General features: G+C 60.9%; 23 protein-coding genes. 12 read left to right on the top strand and 11 right to left on the bottom strand.

Features of this window, described 5'->3' with window-relative positions:
- Window positions 1-144 precede the first annotated feature (144 nt).
- The 5 genes from AC1DQM_RS22875 to AC1DQM_RS22855 form a co-directional block, all read right to left on the bottom strand.
- Window positions 145-1,479 carry an imelysin family protein gene (locus tag AC1DQM_RS22875; protein WP_305411326.1) on the bottom strand — a complete coding sequence of 445 codons (1,335 nt, stop codon included), beginning with the start codon at window positions 1,477-1,479 and terminating at the stop codon, window positions 145-147.
- A gap of 144 nt (window positions 1,480-1,623) precedes the next feature.
- Window positions 1,624-3,675 (bottom strand): putative bifunctional diguanylate cyclase/phosphodiesterase, encoded by a 2,052-nt coding sequence (locus tag AC1DQM_RS22870; RefSeq protein ID WP_477746900.1) that lies wholly within the window; start codon window positions 3,673-3,675, stop codon window positions 1,624-1,626.
- Between the two features lie 341 nt (window positions 3,676-4,016).
- Window positions 4,017-4,613: a superoxide dismutase gene (locus AC1DQM_RS22865; RefSeq protein WP_007938876.1), complete on the bottom strand. Its 597-nt coding sequence runs from the start codon at window positions 4,611-4,613 to the stop codon at window positions 4,017-4,019.
- A gap of 176 nt (window positions 4,614-4,789) precedes the next feature.
- On the bottom strand, window positions 4,790-5,392 hold the full coding sequence (locus tag AC1DQM_RS22860) for a LysE/ArgO family amino acid transporter (protein WP_477746899.1): 603 nt from the start codon (window positions 5,390-5,392) through the stop codon (window positions 4,790-4,792).
- 7 nt (window positions 5,393-5,399) lie between these two features.
- Window positions 5,400-5,801 carry an ACT domain-containing protein gene (locus tag AC1DQM_RS22855; protein ID WP_477746898.1) on the bottom strand — a complete coding sequence of 134 codons (402 nt, stop codon included), beginning with the start codon at window positions 5,799-5,801 and terminating at the stop codon, window positions 5,400-5,402.
- Between the two features lie 96 nt (window positions 5,802-5,897).
- Here AC1DQM_RS22855 and AC1DQM_RS22850 point away from each other — a divergent pair, with 96 nt between their 5' ends.
- The 3 genes from AC1DQM_RS22850 (at window position 5,898) to AC1DQM_RS22840 (ending at window position 8,838) form a co-directional block, all read left to right on the top strand.
- Window positions 5,898-6,791 carry a LysR family transcriptional regulator ArgP gene (locus tag AC1DQM_RS22850; protein WP_018926572.1) on the top strand — a complete coding sequence of 298 codons (894 nt, stop codon included), beginning with the start codon at window positions 5,898-5,900 and terminating at the stop codon, window positions 6,789-6,791.
- Between the two features lie 68 nt (window positions 6,792-6,859).
- Entirely contained in the window at window positions 6,860-7,852 is a 993-nt protein-coding gene (locus tag AC1DQM_RS22845; RefSeq protein ID WP_477746897.1) for an NAD-dependent epimerase/dehydratase family protein, read from the top strand.
- Window positions 7,853-7,968: 116 nt separating this feature from the next.
- Window positions 7,969-8,838: a hypothetical protein gene (locus tag AC1DQM_RS22840; protein WP_018926570.1), complete on the top strand. Its 870-nt coding sequence runs from the start codon at window positions 7,969-7,971 to the stop codon at window positions 8,836-8,838.
- A gap of 277 nt (window positions 8,839-9,115) precedes the next feature.
- Here the strand turns inward: AC1DQM_RS22840 and AC1DQM_RS22835 are convergent, their stop codons facing one another.
- Window positions 9,116-10,633 (bottom strand): MDR family MFS transporter, encoded by a 1,518-nt coding sequence (locus AC1DQM_RS22835; RefSeq protein ID WP_477744535.1) that lies wholly within the window; start codon window positions 10,631-10,633, stop codon window positions 9,116-9,118.
- A 78-nt stretch (window positions 10,634-10,711) separates the two neighbouring features.
- The gene (pobA, locus tag AC1DQM_RS22830; protein WP_018926568.1) at window positions 10,712-11,905 is read right to left on the bottom strand and encodes a 4-hydroxybenzoate 3-monooxygenase; all 1,194 of its coding nucleotides are present in this window, start codon (window positions 11,903-11,905) and stop codon (window positions 10,712-10,714) included.
- Window positions 11,906-12,084: 179 nt separating this feature from the next.
- On the opposite strand from pobA, the gene AC1DQM_RS22825 reads away from it, so the two are divergent.
- The gene (locus tag AC1DQM_RS22825) at window positions 12,085-12,996 is read left to right on the top strand and encodes a helix-turn-helix domain-containing protein (RefSeq protein WP_477746896.1); all 912 of its coding nucleotides are present in this window, start codon (window positions 12,085-12,087) and stop codon (window positions 12,994-12,996) included.
- 133 nt (window positions 12,997-13,129) lie between these two features.
- On the opposite strand, the gene AC1DQM_RS22820 is transcribed toward AC1DQM_RS22825, so the two are convergent.
- Both AC1DQM_RS22820 and AC1DQM_RS22815 read right to left on the bottom strand, forming a co-directional pair.
- Window positions 13,130-13,306: a hypothetical protein gene (locus tag AC1DQM_RS22820; RefSeq protein ID WP_477746895.1), complete on the bottom strand. Its 177-nt coding sequence runs from the start codon at window positions 13,304-13,306 to the stop codon at window positions 13,130-13,132.
- A 94-nt stretch (window positions 13,307-13,400) separates the two neighbouring features.
- Window positions 13,401-14,306, bottom strand: a complete 906-nt coding sequence (locus AC1DQM_RS22815; protein WP_258672547.1) for a LysR family transcriptional regulator — start codon at window positions 14,304-14,306, stop codon at window positions 13,401-13,403.
- Window positions 14,307-14,420: 114 nt separating this feature from the next.
- On the opposite strand from AC1DQM_RS22815, the gene AC1DQM_RS22810 reads away from it, so the two are divergent.
- Window positions 14,421-15,302 (top strand): MBL fold metallo-hydrolase, encoded by an 882-nt coding sequence (locus AC1DQM_RS22810; protein WP_111454714.1) that lies wholly within the window; start codon window positions 14,421-14,423, stop codon window positions 15,300-15,302.
- Window positions 15,303-15,493: 191 nt separating this feature from the next.
- Window positions 15,494-16,108 (top strand): NAD(P)-dependent oxidoreductase, encoded by a 615-nt coding sequence (locus AC1DQM_RS22805; RefSeq protein WP_477746894.1) that lies wholly within the window; start codon window positions 15,494-15,496, stop codon window positions 16,106-16,108.
- 60 nt (window positions 16,109-16,168) lie between these two features.
- Here AC1DQM_RS22805 and AC1DQM_RS22800 read toward each other — a convergent pair whose 3' ends face one another.
- Window positions 16,169-17,050, bottom strand: coding sequence for a LysR substrate-binding domain-containing protein (locus AC1DQM_RS22800; RefSeq protein ID WP_018926562.1), 882 nt, complete (start codon window positions 17,048-17,050; stop codon window positions 16,169-16,171).
- Window positions 17,051-17,209: 159 nt separating this feature from the next.
- On the opposite strand from AC1DQM_RS22800, the gene AC1DQM_RS22795 reads away from it, so the two are divergent.
- From AC1DQM_RS22795 to AC1DQM_RS22770, 6 genes are all read left to right on the top strand, one after another.
- Window positions 17,210-18,847 (top strand): 5-guanidino-2-oxopentanoate decarboxylase, encoded by a 1,638-nt coding sequence (locus tag AC1DQM_RS22795; protein ID WP_064616327.1) that lies wholly within the window; start codon window positions 17,210-17,212, stop codon window positions 18,845-18,847.
- Between the two features lie 8 nt (window positions 18,848-18,855).
- Complete coding sequence (locus AC1DQM_RS22790; RefSeq protein ID WP_305411337.1) at window positions 18,856-20,304, top strand: aldehyde dehydrogenase family protein; 1,449 nt, start codon at window positions 18,856-18,858, stop codon at window positions 20,302-20,304.
- Window positions 20,305-20,522: 218 nt separating this feature from the next.
- Window positions 20,523-21,626, top strand: coding sequence for an extracellular solute-binding protein (locus tag AC1DQM_RS22785; RefSeq protein WP_018926559.1), 1,104 nt, complete (start codon window positions 20,523-20,525; stop codon window positions 21,624-21,626).
- Window positions 21,627-21,891: 265 nt separating this feature from the next.
- Window positions 21,892-22,800 (top strand): ABC transporter permease, encoded by a 909-nt coding sequence (locus AC1DQM_RS22780; RefSeq protein WP_019581522.1) that lies wholly within the window; start codon window positions 21,892-21,894, stop codon window positions 22,798-22,800.
- Window positions 22,797-23,645 (top strand): ABC transporter permease, encoded by an 849-nt coding sequence (locus AC1DQM_RS22775; protein ID WP_258613202.1) that lies wholly within the window; start codon window positions 22,797-22,799, stop codon window positions 23,643-23,645. Before AC1DQM_RS22780 ends, AC1DQM_RS22775 begins: the two co-directional genes overlap by 4 nt.
- Window positions 23,646-23,663: 18 nt before the next feature.
- Window positions 23,664-24,719, top strand: coding sequence for an ABC transporter ATP-binding protein (locus AC1DQM_RS22770; RefSeq protein ID WP_018926556.1), 1,056 nt, complete (start codon window positions 23,664-23,666; stop codon window positions 24,717-24,719).
- A gap of 123 nt (window positions 24,720-24,842) precedes the next feature.
- On the opposite strand, the gene AC1DQM_RS22765 is transcribed toward AC1DQM_RS22770, so the two are convergent.
- On the bottom strand, window positions 24,843-25,772 hold the full coding sequence (locus tag AC1DQM_RS22765; protein WP_476212286.1) for an AraC family transcriptional regulator N-terminal domain-containing protein: 930 nt from the start codon (window positions 25,770-25,772) through the stop codon (window positions 24,843-24,845).
- Between the last annotated feature and the right edge of the window lie 89 nt (window positions 25,773-25,861).

Here is a 25,861-nt window from a genome sequence, read left to right as displayed (position 1 = left end):
CGGGCAAGCCACGCTCCCACAGGGTTTTGCGCTGACCCCGTGGGAGCGTGGCTTGCCCGCGATGAGGTCATCAGCATCACCCAAAAGACAGGCATGAAAAAGGCGACCCGAAGGTCGCCTTTGTATTCGCTCAGCCAGCGTTGATCAGAACTCGTGATCAGCGTTGTCCGGGTTCAGGTCGCTGATGCCCAGTTTGCCGGCAGCGGCTTCGATCGAACCGGTCTGCTTGACCAGCGAGGCGATGGCGTCGCGCACGATCTGATTGCCAGCGGTGTTGCCGGCAGCGATCAGTTGGTCGTAGTGCTCACCCTTGTTGGCGTGATCGACCATGATCTGGATCTTGGCTTCGGTCGCAGCCAGGTCGGCTTTCAGCGTGGTGTCGGCAGCAGGGTCAGCCTTGGCCACCAGGGACGACAGGCTGGCGCCGGTCATTTTGGTGCCGTCGACACGGGTGTATTCGCCCAGGTACACGTTACGAATGCCTTTGGCATCGTAGAAGTGCGAGTTGTGGGTGTTGTCGCTGAAGCAATCCTGTTCGTCTTCCGGGGAGTTGGCTTCCAGGGAAACCTTCATGCGCTCGCCCGCCAGTTCGCCCAAGGACAGGCTGCCCATGCCGAACAGCATTTTGCGCAGACCGGATTCAGCCGGTTCCGCTTCCAGGGTGGCGCGGTAGTTGTCGGCCACGTTCGGCTTCCAGTTACCGACCATTTCTTCCAGGTCGTTGACCAGCAGTTGGGTCACGGATTTCAGGTAAGCGCGACGACGATCATTGTGACCGCCGGTAGCGCCTTTGCCTTCCAGGTAGTCGGAGGCTGGGCGGTTGCCGGCGCCAGGGCCGGTGCCGTTCAAGTCCTGGCCCCAGAGCAGGAATTCGATGGCGTGGTAGCCAGTGGCGACGTTGGCCTCGGAACCGCCCAGCTCGTTCAGGCTGGCGAGTTTTTCCGGGGTGATGTCTTTCACGTCGACCTTGTCTTCGCCGATCTGAATCTGGGTGTTGGCGATGATGTTGGCGGTGGCGCCCGGGTTACCCAGTGCGTGTTCGTAGGATTTGTCGACGTAGTCGATCAGGCCTTCGTCCAGTGGCCAGGAGTTCACCTGACCTTCCCAGTCGTCGATGATGGTGTTGCCGAAGCGGAACACTTCGCTCTGCAGGTAAGGCACGCGGGCCGCGACCCAGGCAGCCCGGGCGGCTTTGAGAGTGTCGGCGTCCGGCTTGGCGAGGAACGCGTCGACGGCGGTTTGCAGGGTTTTCGCGGTGGATTCGGCATCGCTGTAAACGGCAAAGACCATGTCGGCGTAATGCGCGACCACAGCCTTGGCGGCGGCTTCATCGACTTTAGCGGTGGTAGCAGGCGCAGCTGTGCTGGCGGCCGGGGTCGGCGCTTGTTGAGCGGCAGCCTTGTCTTTGCCTTCGCCGCAACCGGCGAGGGAAATAGCGATGGCCAGCAGACTGGCGGTGGCCAGAGGCATACGAATCATGGCGAACATCCTGCTTCGGTGATGGAGTGGGCGCGCACGGGCGGTGCGCAAAAGTGCCACATAATGCAAATCTTTCGCATTATCTGTAAAGGGTTGCGCCTGCAAATATTTCTTATTCACGCAGATCAAAAGATCGCCGTTGTTTCAGAGGATGGCCGCGTTACTGCGCTGGGCCTGCTTGAGGTAGACGCTCAATTCCCGCGCCGGCAGCGGTTTGCTGTAGTGATAACCCTGACCTTCGTGGCAGCCTTCGGAGATGATGTAGGCCTCTTGCTCGGCGGTTTCCACGCCTTCGGCAATCACCTGCATGCCCAGGCTTTTGCCCAGCTGGATGATGGCCCGGACGATGGTCGCATCGTCGTCGTCATCGAGCAGGTCCTGAACGAAGCTCTTGTCGATCTTGATCTTGTCCAGCGGCAGGCTTTTCAGATAACTCAATGACGAATAACCGGTGCCGAAGTCGTCGATGGCGATCAGCGCGCCGGAGCGACGCAGGCTCAGCAAGTGCTGGGCGGCGGTGCTGATGTCTTCCATCAGGCCGGTTTCGGTGACTTCCAGCTCCAGGCTGCGCGGTGGCAGGCGGTAGATCTGCAGCAGGTTATTGACCACCCGCGGCAACTCGGCGTGGTGCAATTGCACGGTGGACAGGTTCACCGCCATGCGCAGGTCGACGAAGCCCTGATCGTGCCACTCGCGCAGTTGTTTGCAGGCCTGGTCCAGAACCCATTCGCCAATGGCAATGATGGTGCCGTTCTGCTCGGCCAGCGGGATGAACAGGTCCGGCGGCACCAGCCCATGCTCGGGATGCTGCCAGCGAATCAACGCCTCGACACCTACCACGCGATGATCGCGGTAGCTGATCTGCGGCTGGTAGACGAGGTAGAACTGGTCGCGGATCAAGGCGTCGCGCAGATCTTTTTCCAGCTCGCGACGCCGACGCATTTCCGTGTCGACGCTGGCGATATAGAACTGATAGCGGTTGCGCGAGCGCGTCTTGGCCAGGGTCATGGTCTGCTCGGCTTTTTGCAGCAGCTTCTCGGTGCTGTCACCGTCCTCGGGGAACAGGGTGATGCCGATGGTGGCGCGCAGGCGGATTTCCTGATGATCGAGGGCGAACGCCGCTTCCAGATCATCGAGAATGCTTTGGGCCAGTTCGGCGGCTTCGTAGGGTTGTTCGATGTCGGCCTGGACCAGCGCGAACTGGTCGCCACCCAAGCGGGCGAGGGCGCCGAGGCGGCCGCTGTGAGCCCGCAGGCGATCGGCCAGGGCCAGCAGCAACTGGTCGCCGGTCTGGTAGCTGAACTGTTCGTTGACGCCTTTGAAGTCATCGAGCCCGACACACAACACCGCGACCCGACGCTGCAGTTTGCCGGCGTCGACAAGGATCTTGTCCAGCTGTTGCTGCAATTGCTGGCGGTTCGGCAGACCGGTGAGAAAATCGTACTGGGCCATGCGTAACAGGCTGTTTTCTGCTTCGTGGCGCAGGTGAGTGTTGCGCTCAATGGATTCGAGCAGCTGGTTGGCGGTGTTGATCCAGACCCCCAGCTCGTTTTTTTCATGACCCTTGAGCTGTGGGATCTTGTGGGCGCTGGGCCGGTCCGGGTTGATTTCAGTCAGATGTTCGATGATCCGCGACAATGGTTTGGTCAGCAGCCAGTGGTAAACCAGATACAACACCAGGCTCATGGCCAGGGCGCGCAAGACGCCAGAGATGAAGATGATCACCGAACTGACGATGAAGCTCTGGCCGTAGGTGGCGGTGTCGAGGGTAATGCTCAGGTCGCCGTAGTACTCGCTGTAGGGACCGCGACCCACCAGTTGGGTGGTGAACGTGCGTTCCTGGCCGAGGATCAGGTCAGTCAGCCAGCGGCTGTGGGACTGCTGAAGCTCGCGGGATTTTTGCGCGAGCATGGCTTCGTGGGGGTGGCCGATGGAGGCCATGCGCACGGCGTCATCCTGGAACAGGCCTTCGATCACCTGCATGCCCATTTCCCGATCCAGGCTGTAGACCGCCTGGGTGGAGGGATCGCGGAACATGTCGAGGATGCGCTGGGCATCGTTGGCAACCGCCTGACGTGTTTTATAGGCATCGAAAACAATTTGTGCGCAGCTCAAGACTACGCCGACGATCAATGCCGACAGGAGCACGACCCGGAGTAACTTCACCGACAAGCTGTTCTTGAGTTCCAGCTTCAAAGGGTTATTCCTTGTTCCGTGCGGGTAGCGTCAAGTTGCCATGAGTATTGGCAATCCCGTGATGGCAGTCAAAGGGACAATCCAACCCGGGGGATATTGCCGGTAGCTTGGCCGATAGGCTGCTGTTTGGAGTATTTGCCCTATTAACACTGTGTCGGTTGCCGGGGCCTTCAACTTGAGGAGGTTGAGGCAATTTTTCCTTGTGTTGATGTTAGACCGCTGTGCTGCGGGGGCAAGAGGGCGAATGCGGCTCGCGTTGTGGGAAAGCACGCCCCACGTACGGATTTTCGATGGCGTAAAAAACCCGGCATAAAAGCCGGGTTTTTTGACTGGCGCGAAGCTTAAGCGGTGAAGGTTTTGCCTTCGAACTGCTCTGCCACGAATTTCCAGTTGACCAGGTTCCAGAACGCTTCGACGTACTTCGGACGAAGGTTGCGGTAGTCGATGTAGTAAGCGTGTTCCCAGACATCGCAGGTCAGCAGCGGGGTGTCGCCGCTGGTCAGCGGGTTGCCGGCGCCGATGGTGCTGGCCAGGGCCAGGGAACCGTCAGCCTTTTTCACCAGCCAGCCCCAACCGGAACCGAAGGTGCCGATGGACGTTTTGCTGAACTCTTCCTTGAACTTGTCGAACGAACCGAAAGCAGCGTTGATGGCATCAGCCAGAGCGCCGGTTGGTTGACCGCCGGCGTTTGGCGCCAGGCAGTTCCAGTAGAAAGTGTGGTTCCAGACCTGAGCGGCGTTGTTGAAGATACCGCCCGAGGAAGTCTTGACGATTTCTTCCAGGGTCTTGCCTTCGAACTCGGTGCCTGGCACCAGGTTGTTCAGGTTCACGACATAGGTGTTGTGGTGCTTGTCGTGGTGGTATTGCAGAGTTTCCTCTGAAATGTGCGGCTGCAGGGCATTGTGCGCGTAAGGCAGCGGCGGCAATTCGAAAGCCATGATGATTCTCCTAATCAGGTCAGTTGCGGTGAGCGCAAGGCCGATCACGGGCGGCCAGACATGCGCCGGGGAGTTTGTACTCTTTGCGGCGCAGGGATCGGATCATAGCACCGGGGGTGCGGCATAACCACGCAACAACTGTGTGGGATAGAGGTTCCAGAGCCTTTTGGAATAAATCACCCGGCGATGACTAGTTGAATCGCTACGGTGAACATCATCACGGCCACCAACAGGTCGAGAATTCGCCAGGTACTGGGGCGTGCCAACCACGGTGCCAGCCACGCTGCGCCGAAGGCCAGGGTGAAAAACCACAGCAACGAAGCACTGGCCGCGCCCACGACATAAGCACCGGGCTCGGTCTGTTGTGCGCCAAGGGAGCCGATCAGCAACACGGTGTCCAGATAAACGTGCGGGTTGAGCAGGGTCACCGCCAAAGCGCTGAGCAGCACCGCCCGTAATGAGCGCACGGTCTGGTTCTCGCCGTGTTGCAGGCTCTGTTTCGAGCAGGCCCGACGCAGCGCCAGGCTGCCATACCACAGCAGAAACGCCGCGCCACCCCAACGAGCGATGGCCAACAGAGTCGGGTTCTGCGCCAGCAACGTCGCCAGGCCGAACACCCCGGCGGCTACCAGCAACGCATCGCAGGTTACGCAGAGCGCCGCCACCGGCAGGTGATGTTCACGTCGAAGGCTCTGCGCCAACACAAACGCATTCTGAGTGCCGATCGCCATGATCAGCCCGGCGGCCACCAACAGGCCGTTCACATAGCTTTGCCACATAAGATTTTTACTCCGCGTTGGCCGCCAGATCCCGCAGTACCTGCAGGGCGCGTTCGGCATCGGCCTGGCCGACGAACAAATGGTCGTGGTAGTAGCCGGCAATCACGTTGCAACTGATGCCGGCCTGGCCCAGTGCCGTGGCGAACGCGGCGGTCAGGCCGACGGCTTCAAGGGCTGAGTGCACGTTCAAGGTGATCCAGGCAGCGATGTAGTCGAAGCTGAAACCGGCCTTCTCGGCGTGGGAACGTTGCAGAATCACCGTCAGCCCTTCCTGTTCGCGGAAGCTGCCGACAATCTCAAGGCCAGTGGGCAGCTTGCCGTCGGGCAAGGTGCAGAACACGTATTCGCCGTCGTTGAGTTGCGGGCTCATGCTGCGCAGCAGGGTTGCCAATGAGGTTTCGCCAGCCATGTTGGTGATCCTTGTTCAAGAGTTCTTGCTGGCCATTCTCCGGTGGGAAGTTGTATAAGAAAAACCAATAGTGCTGATCGCTCATTAGGAAAACTGATGTTCGACTACAAATTACTGTCCGCGCTCGCCGCCGTGATCGAGCAGGCCGGATTCGAACGCGCCGCGCAGGTCTTGGGCTTGTCCCAATCGGCCATCTCCCAGCGCATCAAACTGCTTGAGGCGCGGGTCGGCCAACCGGTGCTGGTGCGGGTCACGCCTCCCGCTCCGACGGAGATTGGCCGGCGATTGCTCAACCATGTGCAGCAGGTGCGATTGCTGGAGCGCGATCTGCAAAGCCTGGTGCCGGCGCTGGACGAAGAAGGCCTGCCGGAACGCCTGCGCATCGCGCTGAACGCTGACAGCCTGGCCACCTGGTGGGCTGCGGCGGTGGGGGATTTTTGCGCGCAGGAGCATCTGTTGCTCGACCTGGTGGTGGAAGACCAGACCGTCGGCCTCAAACGCATGCGCGCAGGCGAAGTGGCGGGGTGTCTGTGCGCCAGTGAGCGGCCGGTGGCCGGTGCGCGCAGCGTGCTGTTGGGGGCGATGCGCTACCGTGCGTTGGCCAGCCCTGCATTCATTGCCCGGCATTTTCCCCAAGGTGTGCGCGCCGATCAGTTGGCCAGAACCCCGGCGCTGGTATTTGGCCCGGACGATTTCCTGCAGCATCGTTACCTCGCGTCAGTCGGCGTGAATGGCGGTTTCGAACACCATTTATGCCCGTCTTCCGAAGGGTTTCTTCGTCTCACGGAAGCAGGGCTTGGCTGGGGCCTGGTGCCTGAATTGCAGGTGCGCGAGCAACTGGCGCGCGGCCAATTGGTGGAGCTTTTGCCAGATAAGCCGATCGATGTGCCGCTGTACTGGCATCATTGGCGCAATGGCGGTCAGCTGTTGGGGTTACTCACCGATCAATTGGTGCGCTCGTCGAAGCAATGGCTGGTGCCGTTGGACTGACGGCTGGCGTCAAGACCTCACGCCCTATGCAAAACGTAAAACGCAAAACGAAATATTCGGAGCAATACATGAAGATTCTGGTCACCGGCGCAAGCGGCTTCATTGGCGGGCGCTTTGCGCGTTTCGCCCTGGAGCAGGGCCTGGATGTGCGGGTCAACGGTCGCCGGGCCGAGAGCGTCGAGCATTTGGTTCGCCGTGGTGCCGAGTTCATCCAGGGCGACTTGAGCGACCCGCAACTGGCGCGCGACCTGTGTTCCGACGTCGAAGCCGTGGTCCATTGCGCAGGCTCTGTCGGTTTGTGGGGGCGCTATCAGGACTTCCATCAAGGCAACGTCGAGGTCACCGAGAACGTGGTCGAGGCCTGCCTGAAACAACGGGTGCGGCGCTTGGTGCACTTGTCGTCGCCATCGATTTACTTCGATGGCCGCGATCATCTGGGGTTGACCGAAGACCAGGTGCCCAAGCGCTTCAAGCATCCTTACGCCGCAACCAAATACCTGGCCGAGCAGAAAGTTTTCGGTGCGCAGGAGTTCGGCCTCGAAACCCTGGCCCTGCGCCCGCGTTTCGTGACGGGCGCAGGCGACATGAGCATTTTCCCCAGGTTGCTGAAGATGCAGCGCAAAGGGCGGTTGGCGATTATCGGCAATGGCCTGAACAAGGTTGACTTCACCAGTGTGCAAAACCTCAATGAGGCGTTGTTCAGCAGCTTGCTGGCCAGCGGTTCGGCCTTGGGCAAGGCCTACAACATCAGCAACGGAGCGCCGGTGCCGTTGTGGGATGTGGTCAATTACGTGATGCGAAAAATGGATGTGCCACAGGTGACCCGTTACCGTTCCTACGGCTTGGCCTACAGCCTTGCCGCGCTCAACGAGGGTGTTTGCAAGCTGTGGCCGGGTCGTCCCGAGCCGACCCTGTCGCGGCTGGGCATGCAGGTAATGAACAAAAATTTCACCCTGGACATCAGTCGCGCCCGGCATTATCTGGATTACGATCCGAAAGTCAGTCTCTGGACCGCCCTCGATGAATTTTGCGCCTGGTGGAAGGCTCAGGACACTCGCTGACACACAAGGGCCGGCCCTCACTGAACCGAGTTCGGGGTTCAGGGTCAACCGGTGCGGCAGCGAGGGTTATACTTCGCCGCATCAAGCCATCACCGCGTTTTACAAAGGTTGACTCAATGTCCATGCGTAACGATGCCAACGACGACTTCGACGATGTACCGAGCCTGCGTGCCGACAGCCTCGACGACGATGATTTTCCGACCACCGCGCGCACTTCCGTGCATTCGCGCACCACACCGGTAGTCAAGGTCAAAGGCCCGAGCACCGGCCCGCTATGGGCGTTGGTCGGTGCGTTGTTCTTTGCCTTCGCTGGCCTTGCCTGGTGGAGTTTCCAGCAGATATCGCTGATGGAACAACAACTGGTGGCGACCCAGGAAAGTTTCGCCCGTATCAGTGAGGAAGCGGCGGGGCGCTTGCAGGACATTTCCGGCAAGGTCGTGGCCAGCCAGTCCACGGTCAACACCGGCAGTGAAGCGTTGAAGCTGCAAATCAAACAACTGGAAGGCAAGCTCCAGGACCAGAGCAAACAGCTGGAAAGCAAACTCCAGGATCAGAGTAAACAGCAGCAAGGCGTGCTCGGCCAGACCTCCGATCTGGACAAGCGCCTGGCGCAAATGACCACGCAGGCCAGCGAACAACAAGCCGCCAATGCTCAGTTGCAGGCCCAGGTCAAAGCCTTGAGCGGCGAGCTGGCCGCGTTGAAGAGCGCACCGGCCGATACCAGCAAAGTCGACGCCCAACTCAAAAGCCTTGGCGCCGATATCGCTGCGCTGAAGCGGCAAGGTAACCCGAGCGCCGCCGTCGAGCGTCTGGAGCAAGACATGATCGTGCTCAAAAGCCAACAGGACAACCGCCCGGCCGCGGCGCAAGGTGGCAACAATACCGCCGAGTTCGACGCCTTCCGTGGCCAGGTCACCCGCAACATCAACACCCTGCAGGCGCAGATCCAGAACCTGCAACAACAGCTGCACGCCCGGCCTCAATAGCCCGATGCAGTGATGTTATGTGGAGTGGGCCTGGGAGTGGGACTTTTGTGGCGAGGGAGCTTGCTTGTGGCGAGGGGGCTTGCCCCCGTTGGGTGGCGTAGCCGCCCCATCTCCATTCACCACGGCTTTTCAGATAGTCCGTGGTGCCTGATTTGCGACTGCTGCGCAGCCGAACGGGGGCAAGCCCCCTCGCCACAGATAATCCGCCCACCACAGATAATCCCTCTCACTACACTGGCCACAGGGCTTGCTCGCGAATGCAGGCGACTCGGTCTTTCTAGCGAACCTTGTCTTCCCGCCCGCGCAACACCCTGTTCGGCATGGCAATCGCCGCCACCAACCCCAGCAGCGACACCGCCGCGCTGACCATCAGCAAATGCCTGAAGGTCAGCAGCAGCTCGGCGCGCAAGGCGTTTTGCGCATCCCCCGGCGCGGCGTTCAAACCATCGAGCAAGACATTCCCCGAACGACCCTCGGCAATCAGCGACGAGCCGGCCAGGTGCGCGAAACTGGAATCCTGCAACAACGCCAGCAACAGTGCCGACATCAACGCCACGCCCACTGCACCGCCCAGAGCACGGAACAGATTGGTGGTGCTGGTGGCCACGCCAATGTCCCGTTGATCCACCGAGTTTTGCGTGCCCACCAACGACGTCGGGAACTGCATTCCGCTGGCGATGCCGCTGAGCAACATGAACAGGCTGCTCAGCACAAACGCCTGCGGCGCACTGAACGCCATGCCGAGAATCGCCAACGGCATGAGCAACGCGCCGGTCAGGATCATCGGTTTGTAACGACCGGTCACCGAGGTCCGGCGCCCGGCGAAATAGGCGCCTATCGGCAAGCCCATGGCCAGCGGCAACAGGTGCAGTGCCGCGCTGTCGGCCCCGGCGCCGGTGACGCTCTGGAAGCGCAGCGGCATCAGCACGATCAGGGAAATCGCCTGGAAACTGGTGAAGAAAATCGTGCACCAGCAAAGGATCGCATTGCGGTTGGCGAACAAATGCATCGGCAGCAACGGTTCCCGCGCCCGCCGTTCATGCCAGACGAACACCGCCAGCACCGCCACCGCACAACCGAGCAAACCCGCCACTTCGGGACTGCGCCACGAATGCCCCTGGCCAACCTGAGTGATGCCCAGCAACAACGCCGTCAGGCCAATGATCATCAGCAACGTACCGAGGTAGTCGATGATCGGCTTGCGCTGCGGCACCGGCAGCCCTACCAGCGTGCGATAAGCCACCCACCAGGCACCCAGGCCCAACGGCAGGTTGATCAGGAATACCCAGCGCCAGGACAGGTATTCGGTCATGTAGCCACCGAGTACCGGGCCGGCCACGCTGGCCACCGCGTACATGCTGCTGAAATAGCCCTGATAGCGACCGCGTTCGCGCGGTGGAACGATGTCGCCGATGATCGCCTGGCTCACCGAAATCATTCCGCCGGCGCCGATGCCTTGAAAGATCCGCGCCAGCACCAGTTGCTCCATGCTTTGCGCCATGCCGCAGAACAATGAAGCCAGGGTGAACAAGCCCATGCCGAACAGCATCAACCGGCGGCGGCCATACAGATCGCCGAGCTTGCCGTAGATCGGCACCGCCACGGTCATCGCCACCATGTAGCCGGAAATGACCCAGGCCAGCAGGCTGACGTCCTTGAACTGCGCGGAAATCGCCGGCATCGACACAGCGACGATGGTCTGGTCCAGCGCGCCCAGAAAGATCGCCAGCATCAGGGCGATCAGCACGCTGCGAATAGCCGGTTTGGGCGTTTCAGGCCGGTTGAGATTGGTCACGGTAAAACCTGCGGACAGTAATGGACCCGCAAGGAGCAAGGCGAGCGGGAGTGCTCGCCAGTGTAAGTCGATAGGAGCCTATTCGATAGCCTCGTACGGAAGGCCGACGTAGTTTTCCGCGATGGTTTTTCGGCCCGCCTCGGAGTCAACGAAATAGGCCAGTTCCGATTCGCTGATGCGCTGACTGAACGCGTCGTGCTCGTCGAAGCGATGCAACATCGAGGTCATCCACCAGGAAAACCGTTCGGCTTTCCACACCCGCCGCAGGCAGATTTCGGAATACTTCTCCAGCAAATCAACACGGCCTTCGCGGTAAACCTTCAGCAGAATATTGAACAACGTACTGACGTCGCTGGCCGCCAGGTTCAGGCCTTTGGCACCGGTGGGCGGGACGATGTGCGCGGCGTCGCCGACCAGGAACATCCGCCCGTACTGCATCGGCTCGACCACGAAACTGCGCAGCGGCGCGATGCTTTTCTCGATCGACGGGCCGGTCACCAGCACATCGGCGAGGGCGGCTGGCAGACGGGATTTGAGTTCGTCCCAGAAGCGTTGGTCGGACCAGTCATCGACCTGATCCTGGGCCGGTACCTGAAGGTAATAACGGGTGCGTGTCGGCGAACGCATGCTGCACAACGCAAAGCCCCGTTCATGCCGCGCATAGACCAACTCCTCGTGAACTGGCGGAGTGTCAGCGAGAATCCCCAGCCAGCCGAACGGATACACCCGCTCGAATACCTTCAGGCAGTCGGCAGGAATCGACTGTCGCGCCACGCCATGGAAACCGTCGCAACCGGCGATGTAGTCACAATCGAGTCGATACGTTTCGCCGTCCTTGTCGAAGGTCACATAGGGTTCAGCGCTTTTCATGCCGTGGGGGACGACGTTGCCGGCCGAATAAATTGTCTGCGCGCCAGTGTCCCGACGAGCGGCCATCAGGTCGCGGGTGACCTCGGTCTGGCCATACACCATCACGGTTTTGCCACCGGTCAATGTTTGCAGATCGATGTGTACCCGGCGCCCGTCCAGGGCCAGTTCGAAGCCGGTGTGGACCAGCCCTTCGGCGTCCATACGCTGGCCCACTCCGGCCTGACGCAACAGCTCTACCATGCCTTGTTCGAGGACACCGGCACGGATGCGTCCCAGCACATAGTCCGGGGTCTGGCGTTCGAGAATCAGGGTGTCGATGCCGGCGTTATGCAGCAATTGGCCGAGTAGCAAACCAGAGGGGCCGGCGCCGATGATGGCGATTTGGGTTTTTAGTGTTTTCATTGTTTTTATGACTCGCAAGCTCCACGCGACCAACGCCGGTGGATGATTTTTATGAATCGAGTGCTTGCATTTTTCACTTGCGGGTCCGTCAATTGAAGGTGAAAACTGAGCCGATACCTGTACATTCTGCCAATCGGTGCGATTATCGCCCCGTTACCTTCGAGGCCTGGATTGAAGTGATGAACAAGCCCGCCCTGCCATCGATTCCGGTGTTCAAACTCTACGGTGAAAGCCTGGATTGGCCGACCCCCGATTTGCTCCACTGTGAAACCATTTCAAAACGCAGCCGCGAACATCAATGGGAAATAAAACCCCATCGCCACGCTGATTTGTGTCAGTTGCTCTTCGTCTTCAAAGGTCAGGCAGAGCTTGAGATCGAAGGGAAACGCTCACAATTGGCTGAGCCGGCAATCATCATTCTGCCGCCGTTATCGGTGCATGGTTATCGGTTTTCCGAGGACGTCGAAGGGTTCGTCGTCACCCTGGCCGCGCCGCTGGTCGCCCATCTTCAGGCGCAGTTGGGCAATTCGGTAAATGCCCTGGCCCAAGCCGAAAGCTACCCGGCGGGCAAGGACAGCGAGTACCTCAGCAGCCTGTTTTCAGCGCTGCAAAGCGAATACACCGGCCATCAACCGGCGCGGGAAATGCTCATGCATTCGCTGGTCAGCGTGATCATGGTGTGGGTCAGCCGCCAGGTGATCCAGCGCCGCGCTGCCAATCAGCGTCCGCAGCGTGCCCGGGAATACCTCAACGGTTTTATCCAGCTGGTGGAGGAGACCTATCGCCAGCACGTCAAGGTCGAGGACCTGGCCCATCGGCTGGGGATTTCCGTGTCCCACCTCAACGGCACGTGCCGTGAACTGGCGGGGCAGCCGGCGTTGCAGATCATGCACGAGCGTCAGTTGCTGGAGGCCAAGCGCTTGCTGACCTACACCAGCATGACCATTTATGAAATGTCCGATGTGCTGGGGTTTTCCGATCCGACCAACTTCACACGCTTGTTCCGACGTCGGGTGGGGATCTCGCCCAAGGCTTTTCGCGACCGCTTGAAGGCCGATCAGGACGCTGCCGATCAGAAGAGCGAGGCCTGACCCTTGTGGCGAGGGGGCTTGCCCCCGTTCGGCTGCGCAGCAGTCGTAATTCGGTGAATGCGGTGTTCTCATTGAAATGCTGGGGCCGCTTCGCGACCCAACGGGGGCAAGCCCCCTCGCCACAAGGTGTTCGTCAGCGGAGGGCGTTGAGGCTTGCGCTGTGGGGGATGCAGTGCTCGAAGTTGCAGCTCGCGAAGTCATGGGGCACTTTGCGCAACTGTTCGACACGCCAGGCGGCTGTGCCATACAGCGCCAGCGTCGCCGCGCAGGTGATGAAAATGGCGAGGTATCTTCTTGTTTTGATGTTCATGGCGTTGACCTCTGAACGAATACCCTTGGGTACTGCTTTGAGCATAGGTCAGCGCCGGTGAGTTGCCATCAAAACCACCCCACATTCGCTCCGGTTAAAGGCCCACATCCCATGCCGGTTCTTCGGGAAATCTGAGCACCAGAAAATCCAGCATGCTGCGCAACGCCACCGGCATGTGCTTGCGTGAGGCATACACCGCATAGATGTTCATCTGACGGGGCTCGGCCTGGGGCAGCAGGCGGATCAGTTCGCCGCTGTGGATATGCACGCCGGCCTGGTAACTGGGCAGCATCGCCACGCCGGCCCCGGCCATCGCCGCGCGCAACAGCGTGCTGGCTTCGTTGGCGCTGATGTTGCCCTGTACCGGCACCGAGACCGGTTCGCCATCCTGCTCGAAATGCCAGAGGCTTTTGCCGAAGTAGGAGTGGGTCAGGCAATTGTGCAGGCTCAGGTCTTCGACCCGCTGCGGCGCCGGGTGCTCGCGCAGGTAAGCGGGGGAGGCGCAGATCACCGAGCGGCAGACCGTCAGCCGCCGGGCGATCAGGTTCGGGTCCAGGTCGTTGCTGGTGCGGATGGCCAGGTCGATGCGCTCATCCACCAGGTTCACCGTGCGGTCGAGCATTTGCAGATCGATGCTTACGCCGGGGTAACGTTTGACGTAGGCGGCCATGGCATCGGCCAGTTGCGCCTGGCCGAACGAGGTGCTGACGCTGATCCGCAGCAGGCCGCGCGGTGCGTCGTCCGGCTCGCTGACGGCGGCTTGCATGTCGCTGGATAAATCGAGCATCTGCCGGCACCGGGGCAGGATTTCACTGCCGGCGGCGGTCAGGCTCAATTTGCGCGTGGTGCGGTGCATCAGGCGTGCGCCGACCCAATCTTCCAGCTCCGCCAGATACCGTGAAACCACCGGCCGCGACAGGTCCAGGTGATCGGCGGCGGCCGATTGGCTGCCCAGGTCCACCACCGTGACGAACACCCGCATTGCTTGTAGACGATCCATGATTTGCCCGCTTTCAGAAACAAACTATGTTCAAGCATCGCATTTTTTGTATCGAACCAGGCAACTAAGCTCTGTCCCATCGCCAAGCACGGCATTCGGACAACGGAGCAACAGATGATCGGCTTCACTTCAATCAAACGCATTCTTCTGGCAACCGCGGCACTGGGCTTCGCGGCCCACGCCGCTGCGGCGTCGACCCTGACCCTGGACGTCTACAACCCGGGCACCAACGCGATCTTCCCAGTGACCTCGGTACTGGTCAGCGGCGAGAAGGAAGCGATTCTGGTGGACGCCCAATTCGGCAAATCCCAGGCCGAACAAGTGGTGGAAAAAATCCGCGCCAGCGGCAAGCAACTGACCACCATCTACATCAGCCACGGTGACCCGGATTACTACTTCGGCCTCGACACCGTGACCAAAGCGTTCCCGAAAGCCAAGGTACTGGCCTCGCAACCGACGGTTGATCACATCAAGAAAACCGTCGACGGCAAACTGGCGTTCTGGGGGCCGAAAATGGGCGCCGACGTGCCGAACAAAACCATCGTGCCGCACGTGCTCAAGGGCGACAGCCTGATGCTGGAAGGGCAGAAACTGCAGGTGCTCGGCCTGGATGGCAAGCAACCGGATCGCAGCTTTGTGTGGATTCCGTCGATCAAGGCAGTGGTCGGTGGCGTGGTTGTCGCCGAAAACATTCATGTGTGGATGGCTGATACCCAGACCACGCAGTCCCATGCCGATTGGCTGACGACGCTGCACACGATCGAAGCCTTGAAGCCGAACACCATCGTGCCGGGTCACTACCTCGGTGAGAGCGCTCGCTCTCTGGCGGCTGTGCAGTTCACCGCTGATTACATCAAGGCGTTCGACGAAGAAACCGCCAAGGCGAAAGATTCAGCCGAACTGATCGGCGCGATGAAAAAACGCTACCCGACCCTGGGCGAAGAAAGCTCGCTCGAGCTGAGCGCCAAAGTCGCCAAGGGCGAGATGAAGTGGTAATCCGCTGAACAGTGGCGAGGGGGGCGACGCAGAACCTGTAGGAGCGAGGCTTGCCCGCGAAGAACGATGACGCGTAATCCCTGAAAAAACCGCGGCGCCTTCTTCGCGGGCAAGCCTCGCTCCCACAGGATTTTCGTCGCCCCGTGCCATACACATCAATACAGATTCACCCAAGCCAACTGGAGAACGTCATGAGCAAAATCGCAATCATCGGTGCCACCGGTCGTGCCGGTAGCCAACTGTTGGAAGAAGCCCTGCGTCGCGGTCACAGCGTCACCGCCATCGCCCGCGACACCTCTAAAATCGGCCAGCGTGCCGGTGTCGTCAGCAAAAACGTCGACGTGCTCGATGCTGCCGCTTTGCAAGCCGCCGTCGCTGGTCATGATGCAGTAATCAGTGCTGCACATTTCTCCACCATCCCCGCCAGCGCCGTCATCGAGCCGGTGAAGCAGGCCGGGGTCAAGCGTCTGCTGGTGGTGGGCGGTGCCGGTTCGCTGTTGCTGCCGGGCGGCACACGGGTGATCGACAGCGAAGGCTTCCCGAAGGAATACAAGGCTGAGGCCAGCGCCGGTGCCGATTTCCTCAACACCTTGCGTCAGGAACAGAACCTGGACTGGACCTTCCTGTCGCCGTCGGCGGAGTTTGTCGAAGGTGAGCGTACGGGCACGTTTCGAGTCGGCAAGGATGACTTGCTGGTGAGTGCGCAGGGCCGCAGCTGGATTACCTTTGCCGATTACGCGATCGCGTTGCTGGATGAAGTGGAAACACCGAAGCATTCCCGCCAGCGGTTTACGGTCGGGTATTAACTTCGCAACACCACATCCCCTGTAGCAGCCGAACGCAGGCTGCTACAGGGCGATTTCGGTTCAGCGTGCCTGCGCCTGCTCCACCAACCACCCCATCAATTCGCGCAACTTCGGCGAAGGCGCAGGTTTTTCGGGGAACACCAGGTAATACGCCAATCCGGTTTTCACCTTCAAATCAAAGGGCATGACCAGCCGCCCGGCGCTCAGGTCATCGCCGATCAACGACCAATCGCCAATCGCCACGCCTGTCCCCTGGGACGCCATCGACATCGCCAGGTCCAGGGTTTCGAAGTGCTGGCCCTTGCCGACATTACTCAGATGAATATCCGCCGCTTTCAACCAGGCTTTCCAGTCCCGTTCATCCCGGGTCGGATGCAGCAACAAGTGTTGTTGCAGGTCTGCCGGTGTCTGCAAGGCCAGTGGCCCTTCAAGCATCGGCCGGGAACACACGGGCGTCAGTTGCTCATCGAACAAATGATGGGAGGCCAGTGAGCTCTCCGGCGGCGGGCCATACATCACCGCCGCGTCGAATTGTTCACGATGAAAGTCCACGCCGTGTTTCACCGTGGTGGTCAATTCCACCGGCACATCCGGGCGTTCCTTTTGCCACTGCAACAGGCGCGGCAACAGCCAGCGCATCACGCAGGTCGGCGCCTTGAGTTGCAAGGTTTCGCGCTTCTCGCCGATCTGCTCCACGGCCTCATCGATCAGGCCGAAAATCTGCTGCACCCGTGGCAACCACTCACGTCCTTCGGCGGTCAGGCTCAAGCCCCGCGCCTGGCGAATGAACAGTTCATAGCCCAGATGATCTTCCAGCCCGGCGATCTGCCGGCTCACCGCGCCTTGGGTGATGTGCAGCTGTTCGGCGGCCCGGGTGAAGTTGCAGCACTGCGCGGTGATCAGAAAAGTGTGCAGCGCCGGCAGGGGAGGCAGTCGTTTCATTGGGATCCAAGGTATGACGTGAGGACATGGCTAGTATGACTTTTTATCCATTGTTGCGGCTACGTGTCGCCCGTTCCAATGAGGCCATTCCCGGGCCTGCCAATCCATCATAAACACTGCGCAGGCCCGGCGTCTCAAACGAACAAAAAGGGCAAACACATGGCGACGTGCGGCGAAGTATTGGTCAAGTTACTCGAAGATTACGGGGTCGAGCAGGTGTTCGGCATTCCCGGGGTGCATACCGTGGAGCTGTATCGCGGGCTGGCCCGTTCGAGCATCAACCACGTCACTCCACGTCACGAACAGGGCGCCGGGTTCATGGCCGACGGCTATGCCCGCACCAGCGGCAAACCGGGCGTGTGCTTCATCATCACCGGTCCAGGCATGACCAACATCACCACCGCCATGGGCCAGGCTTACGCCGACTCGATCCCGATGCTGGTGATCTCCAGCGTGCAATCGCGCAGCCAATTGGGCGGTGGGCGCGGCAAGCTGCATGAGCTGCCGAACCAGAGCGCACTGGTCGGCGGCGTGGCGGCGTTCTCCCATACCTTGATGTCGGCGGCGGAATTGCCGGGCGTATTGGCGCGGGCCTTCGCGCTGTTCCAGGCCGGGCGTCCGCGTCCGGTGCACATCGAAATCCCGTTGGACGTACTGGTCGAAGAGGCCGATGACTTGCTCGCCAGCGTGCCGGTGAACATCGATCGTGCCGGTGCTTCGCCCAGCGCGATCAGCCGCATGACCGACCTGCTGGCCGGTGCCAAACGCCCATTGATTCTCGCGGGTGGCGGCGCCATCGATGCGGCGGCCGAGCTGACTGAACTGGCCGAGCTGCTGGATGCGCCAGTGGCCCTGACCATCAATGCCAAAGGCATGCTCGAATCCAGCCATCCGCTGCTGATCGGTTCGACCCAAAGCCTGGTGGCCACCCGTGCGCTGGTGGCCGAGGCTGACGTGGTGCTGGCCATCGGCACCGAACTGGCCGAAACCGATTACGACATCACCTTCGCCGGCGGTTTCGAAATCCCGGGCGTGCTGCTGCGCGTGGACATCGACCCAGACCAGACCGTGCGTAATTACCCGCCGAAGGTGGCGTTGGTGGCCGACTCGCGCAATGCCGCCCAGGCCCTGCTGAGTGCGCTGTCCCACAAGTCGCTGGCCGAGCGCCGCAATGACTGGGGCCAGGTGCGCGCCGCTCGCTTGCGAGAAGAGCTCGCCGCGACCTGGGACGCCCCGACCCTGGCCCAGACCCGCTTCCTGGAAACCGTGCTGTACGAATTGCCGAACGCGGTGTTCGTCGGCGATTCGACCCAACCGGTGTACACCGGCAACCTGACCTTCAACCCGGAGCGTCCGCGTCGCTGGTTCAACTCGTCCACCGGTTACGGCACCCTCGGTTACGCCTTGCCGGCGGCGATTGGCGCCTGGCTCGGTGGCAGCGTCGAAGGCGGCACGCGCCCGCCGGTGGTGTGCCTGATCGGCGACGGCGGCCTGCAATTCACCCTGCCGGAACTGGCCAGCGCGGTGGAAGCGCGTACGCCGGTGATCGTGTTGCTGTGGAATAACCAGGGCTACGAAGAGATCAAGAAATACATGGTCAACCGCGCCATCGAGCCGGTGGGCGTGGACATCTATACCCCGGACTTTATCGGTGTGGCCAAGGCCCTGGGCTGTGCGGCCGAAGCGGTCAACAGTGTTGACGGGTTGCGTGATGCGTTGCGCCTGGCCACCGATCGTCAGGGCCCGACCCTGATTGAAATCGACCAGACCCAGTGGATGAAGGCGGTGTCGCAATGAGTGTTCCCATGACCTTTCCGACGACCCTCGACGGCCTGTTCATTGATGGTCAATGGTCCGCTGGCAACGAGCATCTGCGTGTGATCAATCCGGCGACCGAAGCCCTGCTGACCACCGTTAACGGCGGCGATGCTCACGCTGTCGATCAGGCCGTCACGGCGGCGGCCAACGCGTTCAAGCAATGGTCGAAAACCACCGGTGCCGAGCGCGGGGCGATCCTGCGCAGAATCGCCGCAGGCGTGCAGGCCGGGCGTGAACAGTTGATGAAGTTGCAGTCGAGCAACAACGGCAAACCGCTGTTCGAAGCGGCCATCGACGTCGACGACGTGATCGCCACCTTCGAGTATTACGCCGGTCTGGCTGAAGGCCTGGACGCGAAACAAGACAGTGTCGTGGCATTGCCGAGCGACGATTTCAGCGCCCGTTTGCGCCGCGAACCGTGCGGTGTGGTGGGGCTGATCGTGCCGTGGAATTTCCCGATGGTCACCACCGCCTGGAAACTCGCCCCGGCCCTGGCCGCCGGTTGCTGCGTGGTGCTCAAACCGTCTGAAGTGACGCCGCTGCCGGAGCTGGAACTGGCGACGATCATTGCCGAGGCCGGTGTGCCAAACGGTGTGTTCAACCTGGTCTGCGGCACCGGCCTTGCCGTTGGCGCACCGCTGTCGGCTGACCCGCGCATCGCCAAGATTTCCTTCACCGGCAGCAATGCGGTGGGCGTGCAGGTGATGCAGCGGGCGGCGGAAACCGTGAAAGGCGTGAGCCTGGAACTGGGCGGTAAATCCTCGCTGCTGGTGCTCGCCGATGCCGATATCGAACTGGCCGTGGAAGTGGCCTGTGGCGGCGGTTTCTTCAACGCCGGGCAGATGTGTTCCGCCACCAGCCGCGTACTGGTCGCCGATGAACTGGCGGATGAATTTGTCGCGCGATTGAAGGCCCGTGCCGAAGCCATTCGCGTGGCCGACCCGTTCGACCCGAACGTGGAGATGGGCGCACTGGTCAACCAGGCGCAATACCAGCGGGTGCTGGGCCACATCGATCGCGGTTTGAGCGCTGGCGCGAAGCTGATCTGCGGCGGCAATCGCCCGGCGGACCTTTCACGCGGATATTTTTTGCAGCCGACCGTTTTCATCGACGCGCCCCTCGACAGTGCGTTGTGGTGCGAAGAGATTTTCGGTCCGGTGATTTGCGTGCGCAGTTTCAGCTCTGAAGCCGAGGCGATCGCCTTGGCCAACGACAGCCCGTTCGGTCTGGTGGCCAGTGTGGTCACGCGCGACAGCGAGGCCGCCGATCGGGTCGCCAACGCTTTGCAGGCGGGGCTTGTGTGGATCAACGCACCGCAAGTGATCTTCCCGCAGACCGCCTGGGGTGGCTACAAACAGAGCAGCATCGGCCGCGAATTGGGGCCGTGGGGCTTGCAGGCTTTCCAGGAAATCAAACACGTGATTCGGGCCGTCTGACAGCACGAAAACAGTGAGCGCATGCCTCGAAAGGAGGCATGCGCCAACGTCATGGCTTCAATGAGTATTTATCGATAGTCAGGTGTTTTGCACGACCTCAGGATGAACCCGCAGGTCAAGCTCAAGTCCTTTGAAACCGGGGACTTCAAGCCGATCTGGCCGCGCGGATGCAACGGTTGCGACCAACCTCATACTTAAAAAAACAAAGGGAGTCCTTCATGGGCAAGCATGATCTGAACAGACGTCAATTCATCAAAACCGTGGGTGTGGCGTCGGTAGCCGCGGCAGCCATGAGCATGCCGTTCATCCGGGCCAATGCCAGCGACACGCGCTTTACGGGCAAGACCCTGCGCTTGCTGACCTGGTCTGATGACACTGGCCTGGCAGCATTGCGCAATATCGCGGCCACCTTCGAAGACAAGTACGGCTGCAAGGTCATTGCTGACCGCACCGGCAGCACCTCGGAAATGGTCGCCAAACTCAAGGCCGGCGGTGATCGTCCGCAGTACGACATCATCACCCTGGCCGGCGTCGGCGCCGAAGGCCTGGCCGCCGCCAACCTGCTGGAAAAACCCGACCTCAACCGCATCCCCAACCTGGTGGACGTGCCGGAGAAATACCGCACCGGCGCCAATGGCCACGGTATCGGTTACCTGCTGTGGTGCAACAGCCTGGTCTACAGCACCCGTACCCAGAAAGAAGCCCCGGACAGCTACGCCGCGATGTGGGACGCCGACCTGGCGCCGAACATTTTCCTGCCGCCGCCGAACTGGACCGAGGCCATGGACCTGATCATCATCGCCGCCAAACTGGCCGGTGGTGACGAACACAACATCGAGCCAGGCTTCAAGAAACTCGCCGAGCTCAAGAGCCGCGTGGTGACCCTGGGCGAAAACCCGAACCAGATCGCCGAGCTGTTCCGTACCGGCTCCCTGGACATGGGCGGCTTGTACGCGCCGGCGTTTTTCCCGAAACAGATCCGCGACCCGGCCTACGGTCTGGGCGCCACGTTCGGCATGAAGGAAGGTTTCTACACCGACCTGATGCTCTCGGTGATGCCGAAAAATCGTCCGGGCGATACCGACCTGGCCTATGCCTTCATCAACCACTCTCTGGACCCGTTAGTGCAGGGCAAGATGGCCGAAGACATCTACAACGGCCCAGTCAACGCCAAGGCGATCATCTCCGCCGAAGCCCGCAAGAGCCCGTATATCCTTACGCCGGAGCAGATTGCCGAGAAGGCGATCATGCACGACAACGCCTTCCTGGCCACCGTGCATGACCAATGGATTCGTCGTTACACGGAAATCTTTTCTTCCTGATCGAGTGGCGAACACAAGCCCTGAAATCACCGCAAATCAAATGTGGGAGCGGGCTTTGTGGCGAGGGGGCTTGCCCCCGTTGGGGCGCGAAGCGGCCCTGAATCCTGTCATCGCGGTGCATCAGGTGTACCGCATGAGATGGTTTACGACTGCTTCGCAGTCGAACGGGGGCAAGCCCCCTCGCCACAAAGCCCGCTCCCACAGGATTCACGGCGGTTTTGAGGGCTGTGTTTGCCAGCTGCTTTCCATTGACGAGACCCTTGCTATGGAACACCAACCTCTGACCCATCCGGTAAGCGTCGCACCCACGCGCGCTAATCGGGGTGTCTCACCGACAGTGCGTGCGTGGTTTTTCCTGTCGCCGTCGATGCTGTTTCTCGGCGTGCTGATTGCCGCCAGCCTCCTGGTGCTGCGCATGAGCGTGGGCACCAAAGGTGCGGAGTGGTCCGGCTTCAGCCTGGCCAGTTACGCGCAATTGCTGGAACCGTACTACCTCAAATCCTTGCTGCTGACCCTGCGCCTGGCGCTGATCAGCGCGGTGATCGCGGTGCTGCTGGCGATCCCGGTGGCCTACACCATGTCGCGGCTGACCTCACCGTTCGTGCGGCGGATTTTCCTGGCGGCGGTGCTGTTGCCGTTGCTGGTCAACCTGTTGCTGCAAAGCTACGGCTGGCTGGTGATTCTCGGCCCGGGCGGGATGCTCAATCAGGCGCTGATGGGCCTGGGCCTGATCAAGCGGCCGATCATGCTGCTGTACAACCAGAACGGCGTATTGATGGGCCTGGTGCAAACCGCGTTCCCGTTGGCTGTGCTGCCGATTGCCAGTGCCATGCGCGGAGTCGCCCGCACTTACGAAGAAGCCGCTGCAACCTTGGGCGCCAGTCGCCTGCAGGTGTTTCGCCAAGTGGTGTTGCCGATGAGTTTTCCGGGGATCATCACCGGCGCGACGTTGGTGTTTGCCTACAACGCCAGCAGCTTCGTGGTGCCTTTGCTGCTCGGCGGTCGGCGCGTGCCGATGCTGGCGGTGATGGTCCATGACCAGATCGCCCCGCTGATGAATTGGCCCGCCGCGTCCGCTGCCGGCGTGGTGCTGATCGTTACCACCCTGGCAATCATGACCTTGTCCGAATACATCACTGGCCGTCGTCGGCGCATGCTGGAGGCTTCCCAATGAGCACTTTGATCAAGAAGCGTCAGTCGTTGCTGCCGGGCGATACCGGCAAGTTCGCCGGCATCCTCTCGGGCTTCATTTTGCTGTTGGCGGTGCTGCCGATCCTGACCATGATCGTCATGTCGTTCAGCGGCGCCTCGAACCTCGACTTTCCGCCCAGCAGCTACAGCCTGCAATGGTACAAGGCCGCCTGGCACACGTTCGTCTCACCGGATGCCAGCGACGTGCTGAGCCTGGGCAAAGCCATGAGCACCAGCCTGATGGTGGCCTGCCTGACCATGATCTTCGCCACGATCATCGCGGTGCCGGCGGCTTACGCGCTGACCCGTTGCGAGTTCCGCGGCAAGGCCGTGGCGCTGCAATTGATGTCGCTGCCACTGGTGTTCCCGATGGTGGTGTTGGGCCTGGCCTTGCTGCTGGTGTTCGACAGCCTGCCATTCCAGATCACCACCTCGCGGCTGGTGATTGCCCATGTGATTCTAGCGCTGCCGTTCGTGGTGAAGAACTGCACGGCAGCGATGCTCTCCATCGGCAGCGAAGTCGAAGAGGCCGCGCAAATGCTCGGCGCTTCACCGACTCGGGCGATTGTCGATGTGGTGGTGCCGTTGATGAAGTCGGGGATTCTGGCGGGCATGCTGCTGGCGTTCATCGTCTCGTTCAACGAATTCACCGTGACCTATTTCCTCTACACCATCGACGTCATGACCGTGCCGATCTGGATGTACAGCCGCACCGTGTCTTCGCTCGACCCTACCGTTTTCTCGTTTGCCGTGCTGATCGTGCTGATCGACTTCGTGCTCATTTGGGCGCTGGAAAAGTTGGTTGGCGAAGGCGGCGTTTCGTTCTGATTTCTTGAGGTGATTCAAATGACTGGTCTGATTCTGGAAAACGTCGAGAAACATTACGGCTCGGCCTGCGCGGTAAAGGATGTAAACCTGCATTTGCCCGAGGGCAAACTGGTGTGTTTCCTCGGCCCGTCGGGCTGCGGTAAAACCACTTTGCTGCGGATGATCGCCGGGCTCGAAACCCTGACCGGCGGCGAGATTCGCCTGGACGGTGAAGACATCGGCCATACCCCTGCGCATCAGCGCAATTTCGGCATGGTGTTTCAATCCCTGGCGCTGTTCCCGCACATGACGGTGGGGGAGAACATTGCCTATCCGCTGAAACTGCGTGGGGTCAGCAAGGCTGATCAGCAGGCGCGGGTGGTGGAGTTGCTTGAGCTGATTCAACTGCAGGAAATGATTGATCGCCCGGTGGCGAAACTCTCCGGCGGTCAGCGTCAGCGTGTGGCGATTGCCCGGGCGATTGCTTCGCGGCCGAAAATCCTGCTGCTCGACGAACCGCTGTCGGCGCTGGACGCCAAGTTACGCGAGTCGATGCAGGTGGAAATCCGTCAGCTGCAACAGCGCTTGAACATCACCACCATCATGGTCACCCACGACCAGCGCGAAGCCATGACCATGGCCGACATCGTGGTGGTGCTGGGTGAGCATCGGGTGCAGCAGGTGGGCACGCCGATTGAGATTTATCGGCACCCGGCCAACGAATTCGTCGCGGACTTCATCGGTTCGGGGAATATTTTCCCGGCCACGGCGTTGGGCAATGGCAAGGTCAGCCTGCCCGGCGGTGATGCGCTGCAAGTGCCGATCTGCAGCAGCATCGTGGTGGGGGAGAAGGTGAAAATGCTGATTCGCCCCGAAGACCTGCAGCTGTCGCAACCGCAGGCCACGGCGGGGAATCGCTTGCTGGGCAAGGTGACGTTTGTGCGGGATATCGGCGCGACCATCGAAACCACCGTCGAATGTTCCGGGGTGTCGTTTACCGCGTTGAGCACGCCGTGTCAGGACGTTGGGTTGAGCATTGGCAATCCGGTGTCGGTGACCTTGCCGGCTGAGGCGTGCCGAGTACTGAGCGCCTGAACAAACACCCCCATCCTCGTAGGAGCGAGGCTTGCCCGCGAAGGCTATTTCATACTCAGCATTGATGCTGGCTGATACGACGCCTTCGCGGGCAAGCCTCGCTCCTACAGGGTATGAATCTGATTACACGGACAACCGCAACCGCGCCAAATCCCGCAGCGGCGGTGCCCCGAACAATCGGCTGTACTCGCGGCTGAACTGCGAAGGGCTTTCATACCCCACCCGATACCCTGCCGCCGACGCTTCCAGCCCTTCGGCCAGCATCAACCGCCGCGCTTCTTGCAGGCGCAGCTGTTTCTGATATTGAAGCGGACTCATCGCCGTCATCGCCTTGAAGCGGTGATGCAGCGTCGACACGCTCAGGTTCACTTCCCGCGCCAGATCATCGATGCGCAGCGGTTGCTCATAATTGCCGTTGAGCCATTTGATCGCCTGGCCGATGCGATGGCTCTGGCTGTTGGCGATGGCAATCTCATACAGCCGATGCCCCTGCTGGCTGCGCAACAGCCGATACAGAATCTCCCGACGAATCAGCGGCGCCAGCATGGCGATGTCTTTCGGTGTGTCCAGCAAACGCGCCAGGCGCAGCACGGCGTCGAGCATGGCCGCGTCGATCCGCTCGACATACAGGCCTCGGCCCGTGGGCCGTGTGGGCAGGCCGATGGGGCCGGCGTCGGCAATCAGCGCGGTGATTTCCGCCGGGTCGATGTCCAGCCGCACCGCGAGGATCGGTTCTTCGGGCGAGGCATTCACCACCCGCCCGCTCAGGGGCATCGAGACCGATACCACCAGGTAATTCAGCGGGTCGTAATTGAAGTGTTCGTCCGCCAACCGAACTTCCTTGCGTCCCTGGGCCATGATGCACAGGGCCGGTTGGGCCAGCCCCGGGGCGAAATCATGGGATTTGCTGTGACGCGACATGAACAGCGAACCGACGGCGGTGGCGTAGGAACCATCGTCCAGCGTGTTGCGACGGATGAGGTCGGCCAGTTCCGCGCGCTGTTTTTCCATGTCAGCGGGAAGCGGAGCCTGAAAGTGATCGAGCGACGACATGCAGGGAATCCTCCGTGAAGTGTTGGTCATGGGCCGAGCTTAAATTTGTGCAAGGGACAGCGGTAGACACATCCTGTCAAAAGCTTGCC

The organism is Pseudomonas sp. 01L34, from assembly GCF_056400265.1.
The sequence above is the reverse complement of the archived record's forward strand: the minus strand, read 5'-3'. Positions and strand labels throughout refer to the sequence as shown.

Excerpts from the sequence above, each read along its gene's own strand:
- AC1DQM_RS22875 (WP_305411326.1), bottom strand. The coding sequence starts at position 1,479 with ATGATTCGTATGCCTCTGGCCACCGCCAGTCTGCTGGCCATCGCTATT.
- AC1DQM_RS22865 (WP_007938876.1), bottom strand. The coding sequence starts at position 4,613 with ATGGCTTTCGAATTGCCGCCGCTGCCTTACGCGCACAATGCCCTGCAG.
- AC1DQM_RS22860 (WP_477746899.1), bottom strand. The coding sequence starts at position 5,392 with ATGTGGCAAAGCTATGTGAACGGCCTGTTGGTGGCCGCCGGGCTGATC.
- AC1DQM_RS22855 (WP_477746898.1), bottom strand. The coding sequence starts at position 5,801 with ATGGCTGGCGAAACCTCATTGGCAACCCTGCTGCGCAGCATGAGCCCG.
- AC1DQM_RS22850 (WP_018926572.1), top strand. The coding sequence starts at position 5,898 with ATGTTCGACTACAAATTACTGTCCGCGCTCGCCGCCGTGATCGAGCAG.
- AC1DQM_RS22845 (WP_477746897.1), top strand. The coding sequence starts at position 6,860 with ATGAAGATTCTGGTCACCGGCGCAAGCGGCTTCATTGGCGGGCGCTTT.
- AC1DQM_RS22840 (WP_018926570.1), top strand. The coding sequence starts at position 7,969 with ATGTCCATGCGTAACGATGCCAACGACGACTTCGACGATGTACCGAGC.
- pobA (WP_018926568.1), bottom strand. The coding sequence starts at position 11,905 with ATGAAAACACTAAAAACCCAAATCGCCATCATCGGCGCCGGCCCCTCT.
- AC1DQM_RS22825 (WP_477746896.1), top strand. The coding sequence starts at position 12,085 with ATGAACAAGCCCGCCCTGCCATCGATTCCGGTGTTCAAACTCTACGGT.
- AC1DQM_RS22820 (WP_477746895.1), bottom strand. The coding sequence starts at position 13,306 with ATGAACATCAAAACAAGAAGATACCTCGCCATTTTCATCACCTGCGCG.
- AC1DQM_RS22815 (WP_258672547.1), bottom strand. The coding sequence starts at position 14,306 with ATGGATCGTCTACAAGCAATGCGGGTGTTCGTCACGGTGGTGGACCTG.
- AC1DQM_RS22810 (WP_111454714.1), top strand. The coding sequence starts at position 14,421 with ATGATCGGCTTCACTTCAATCAAACGCATTCTTCTGGCAACCGCGGCA.
- AC1DQM_RS22805 (WP_477746894.1), top strand. The coding sequence starts at position 15,494 with ATGAGCAAAATCGCAATCATCGGTGCCACCGGTCGTGCCGGTAGCCAA.
- AC1DQM_RS22800 (WP_018926562.1), bottom strand. The coding sequence starts at position 17,050 with ATGAAACGACTGCCTCCCCTGCCGGCGCTGCACACTTTTCTGATCACC.
- AC1DQM_RS22795 (WP_064616327.1), top strand. The coding sequence starts at position 17,210 with ATGGCGACGTGCGGCGAAGTATTGGTCAAGTTACTCGAAGATTACGGG.
- AC1DQM_RS22790 (WP_305411337.1), top strand. The coding sequence starts at position 18,856 with ATGACCTTTCCGACGACCCTCGACGGCCTGTTCATTGATGGTCAATGG.
- AC1DQM_RS22785 (WP_018926559.1), top strand. The coding sequence starts at position 20,523 with ATGGGCAAGCATGATCTGAACAGACGTCAATTCATCAAAACCGTGGGT.
- AC1DQM_RS22780 (WP_019581522.1), top strand. The coding sequence starts at position 21,892 with ATGGAACACCAACCTCTGACCCATCCGGTAAGCGTCGCACCCACGCGC.
- AC1DQM_RS22775 (WP_258613202.1), top strand. The coding sequence starts at position 22,797 with ATGAGCACTTTGATCAAGAAGCGTCAGTCGTTGCTGCCGGGCGATACC.
- AC1DQM_RS22770 (WP_018926556.1), top strand. The coding sequence starts at position 23,664 with ATGACTGGTCTGATTCTGGAAAACGTCGAGAAACATTACGGCTCGGCC.
- AC1DQM_RS22765 (WP_476212286.1), bottom strand. The coding sequence starts at position 25,772 with ATGTCGTCGCTCGATCACTTTCAGGCTCCGCTTCCCGCTGACATGGAA.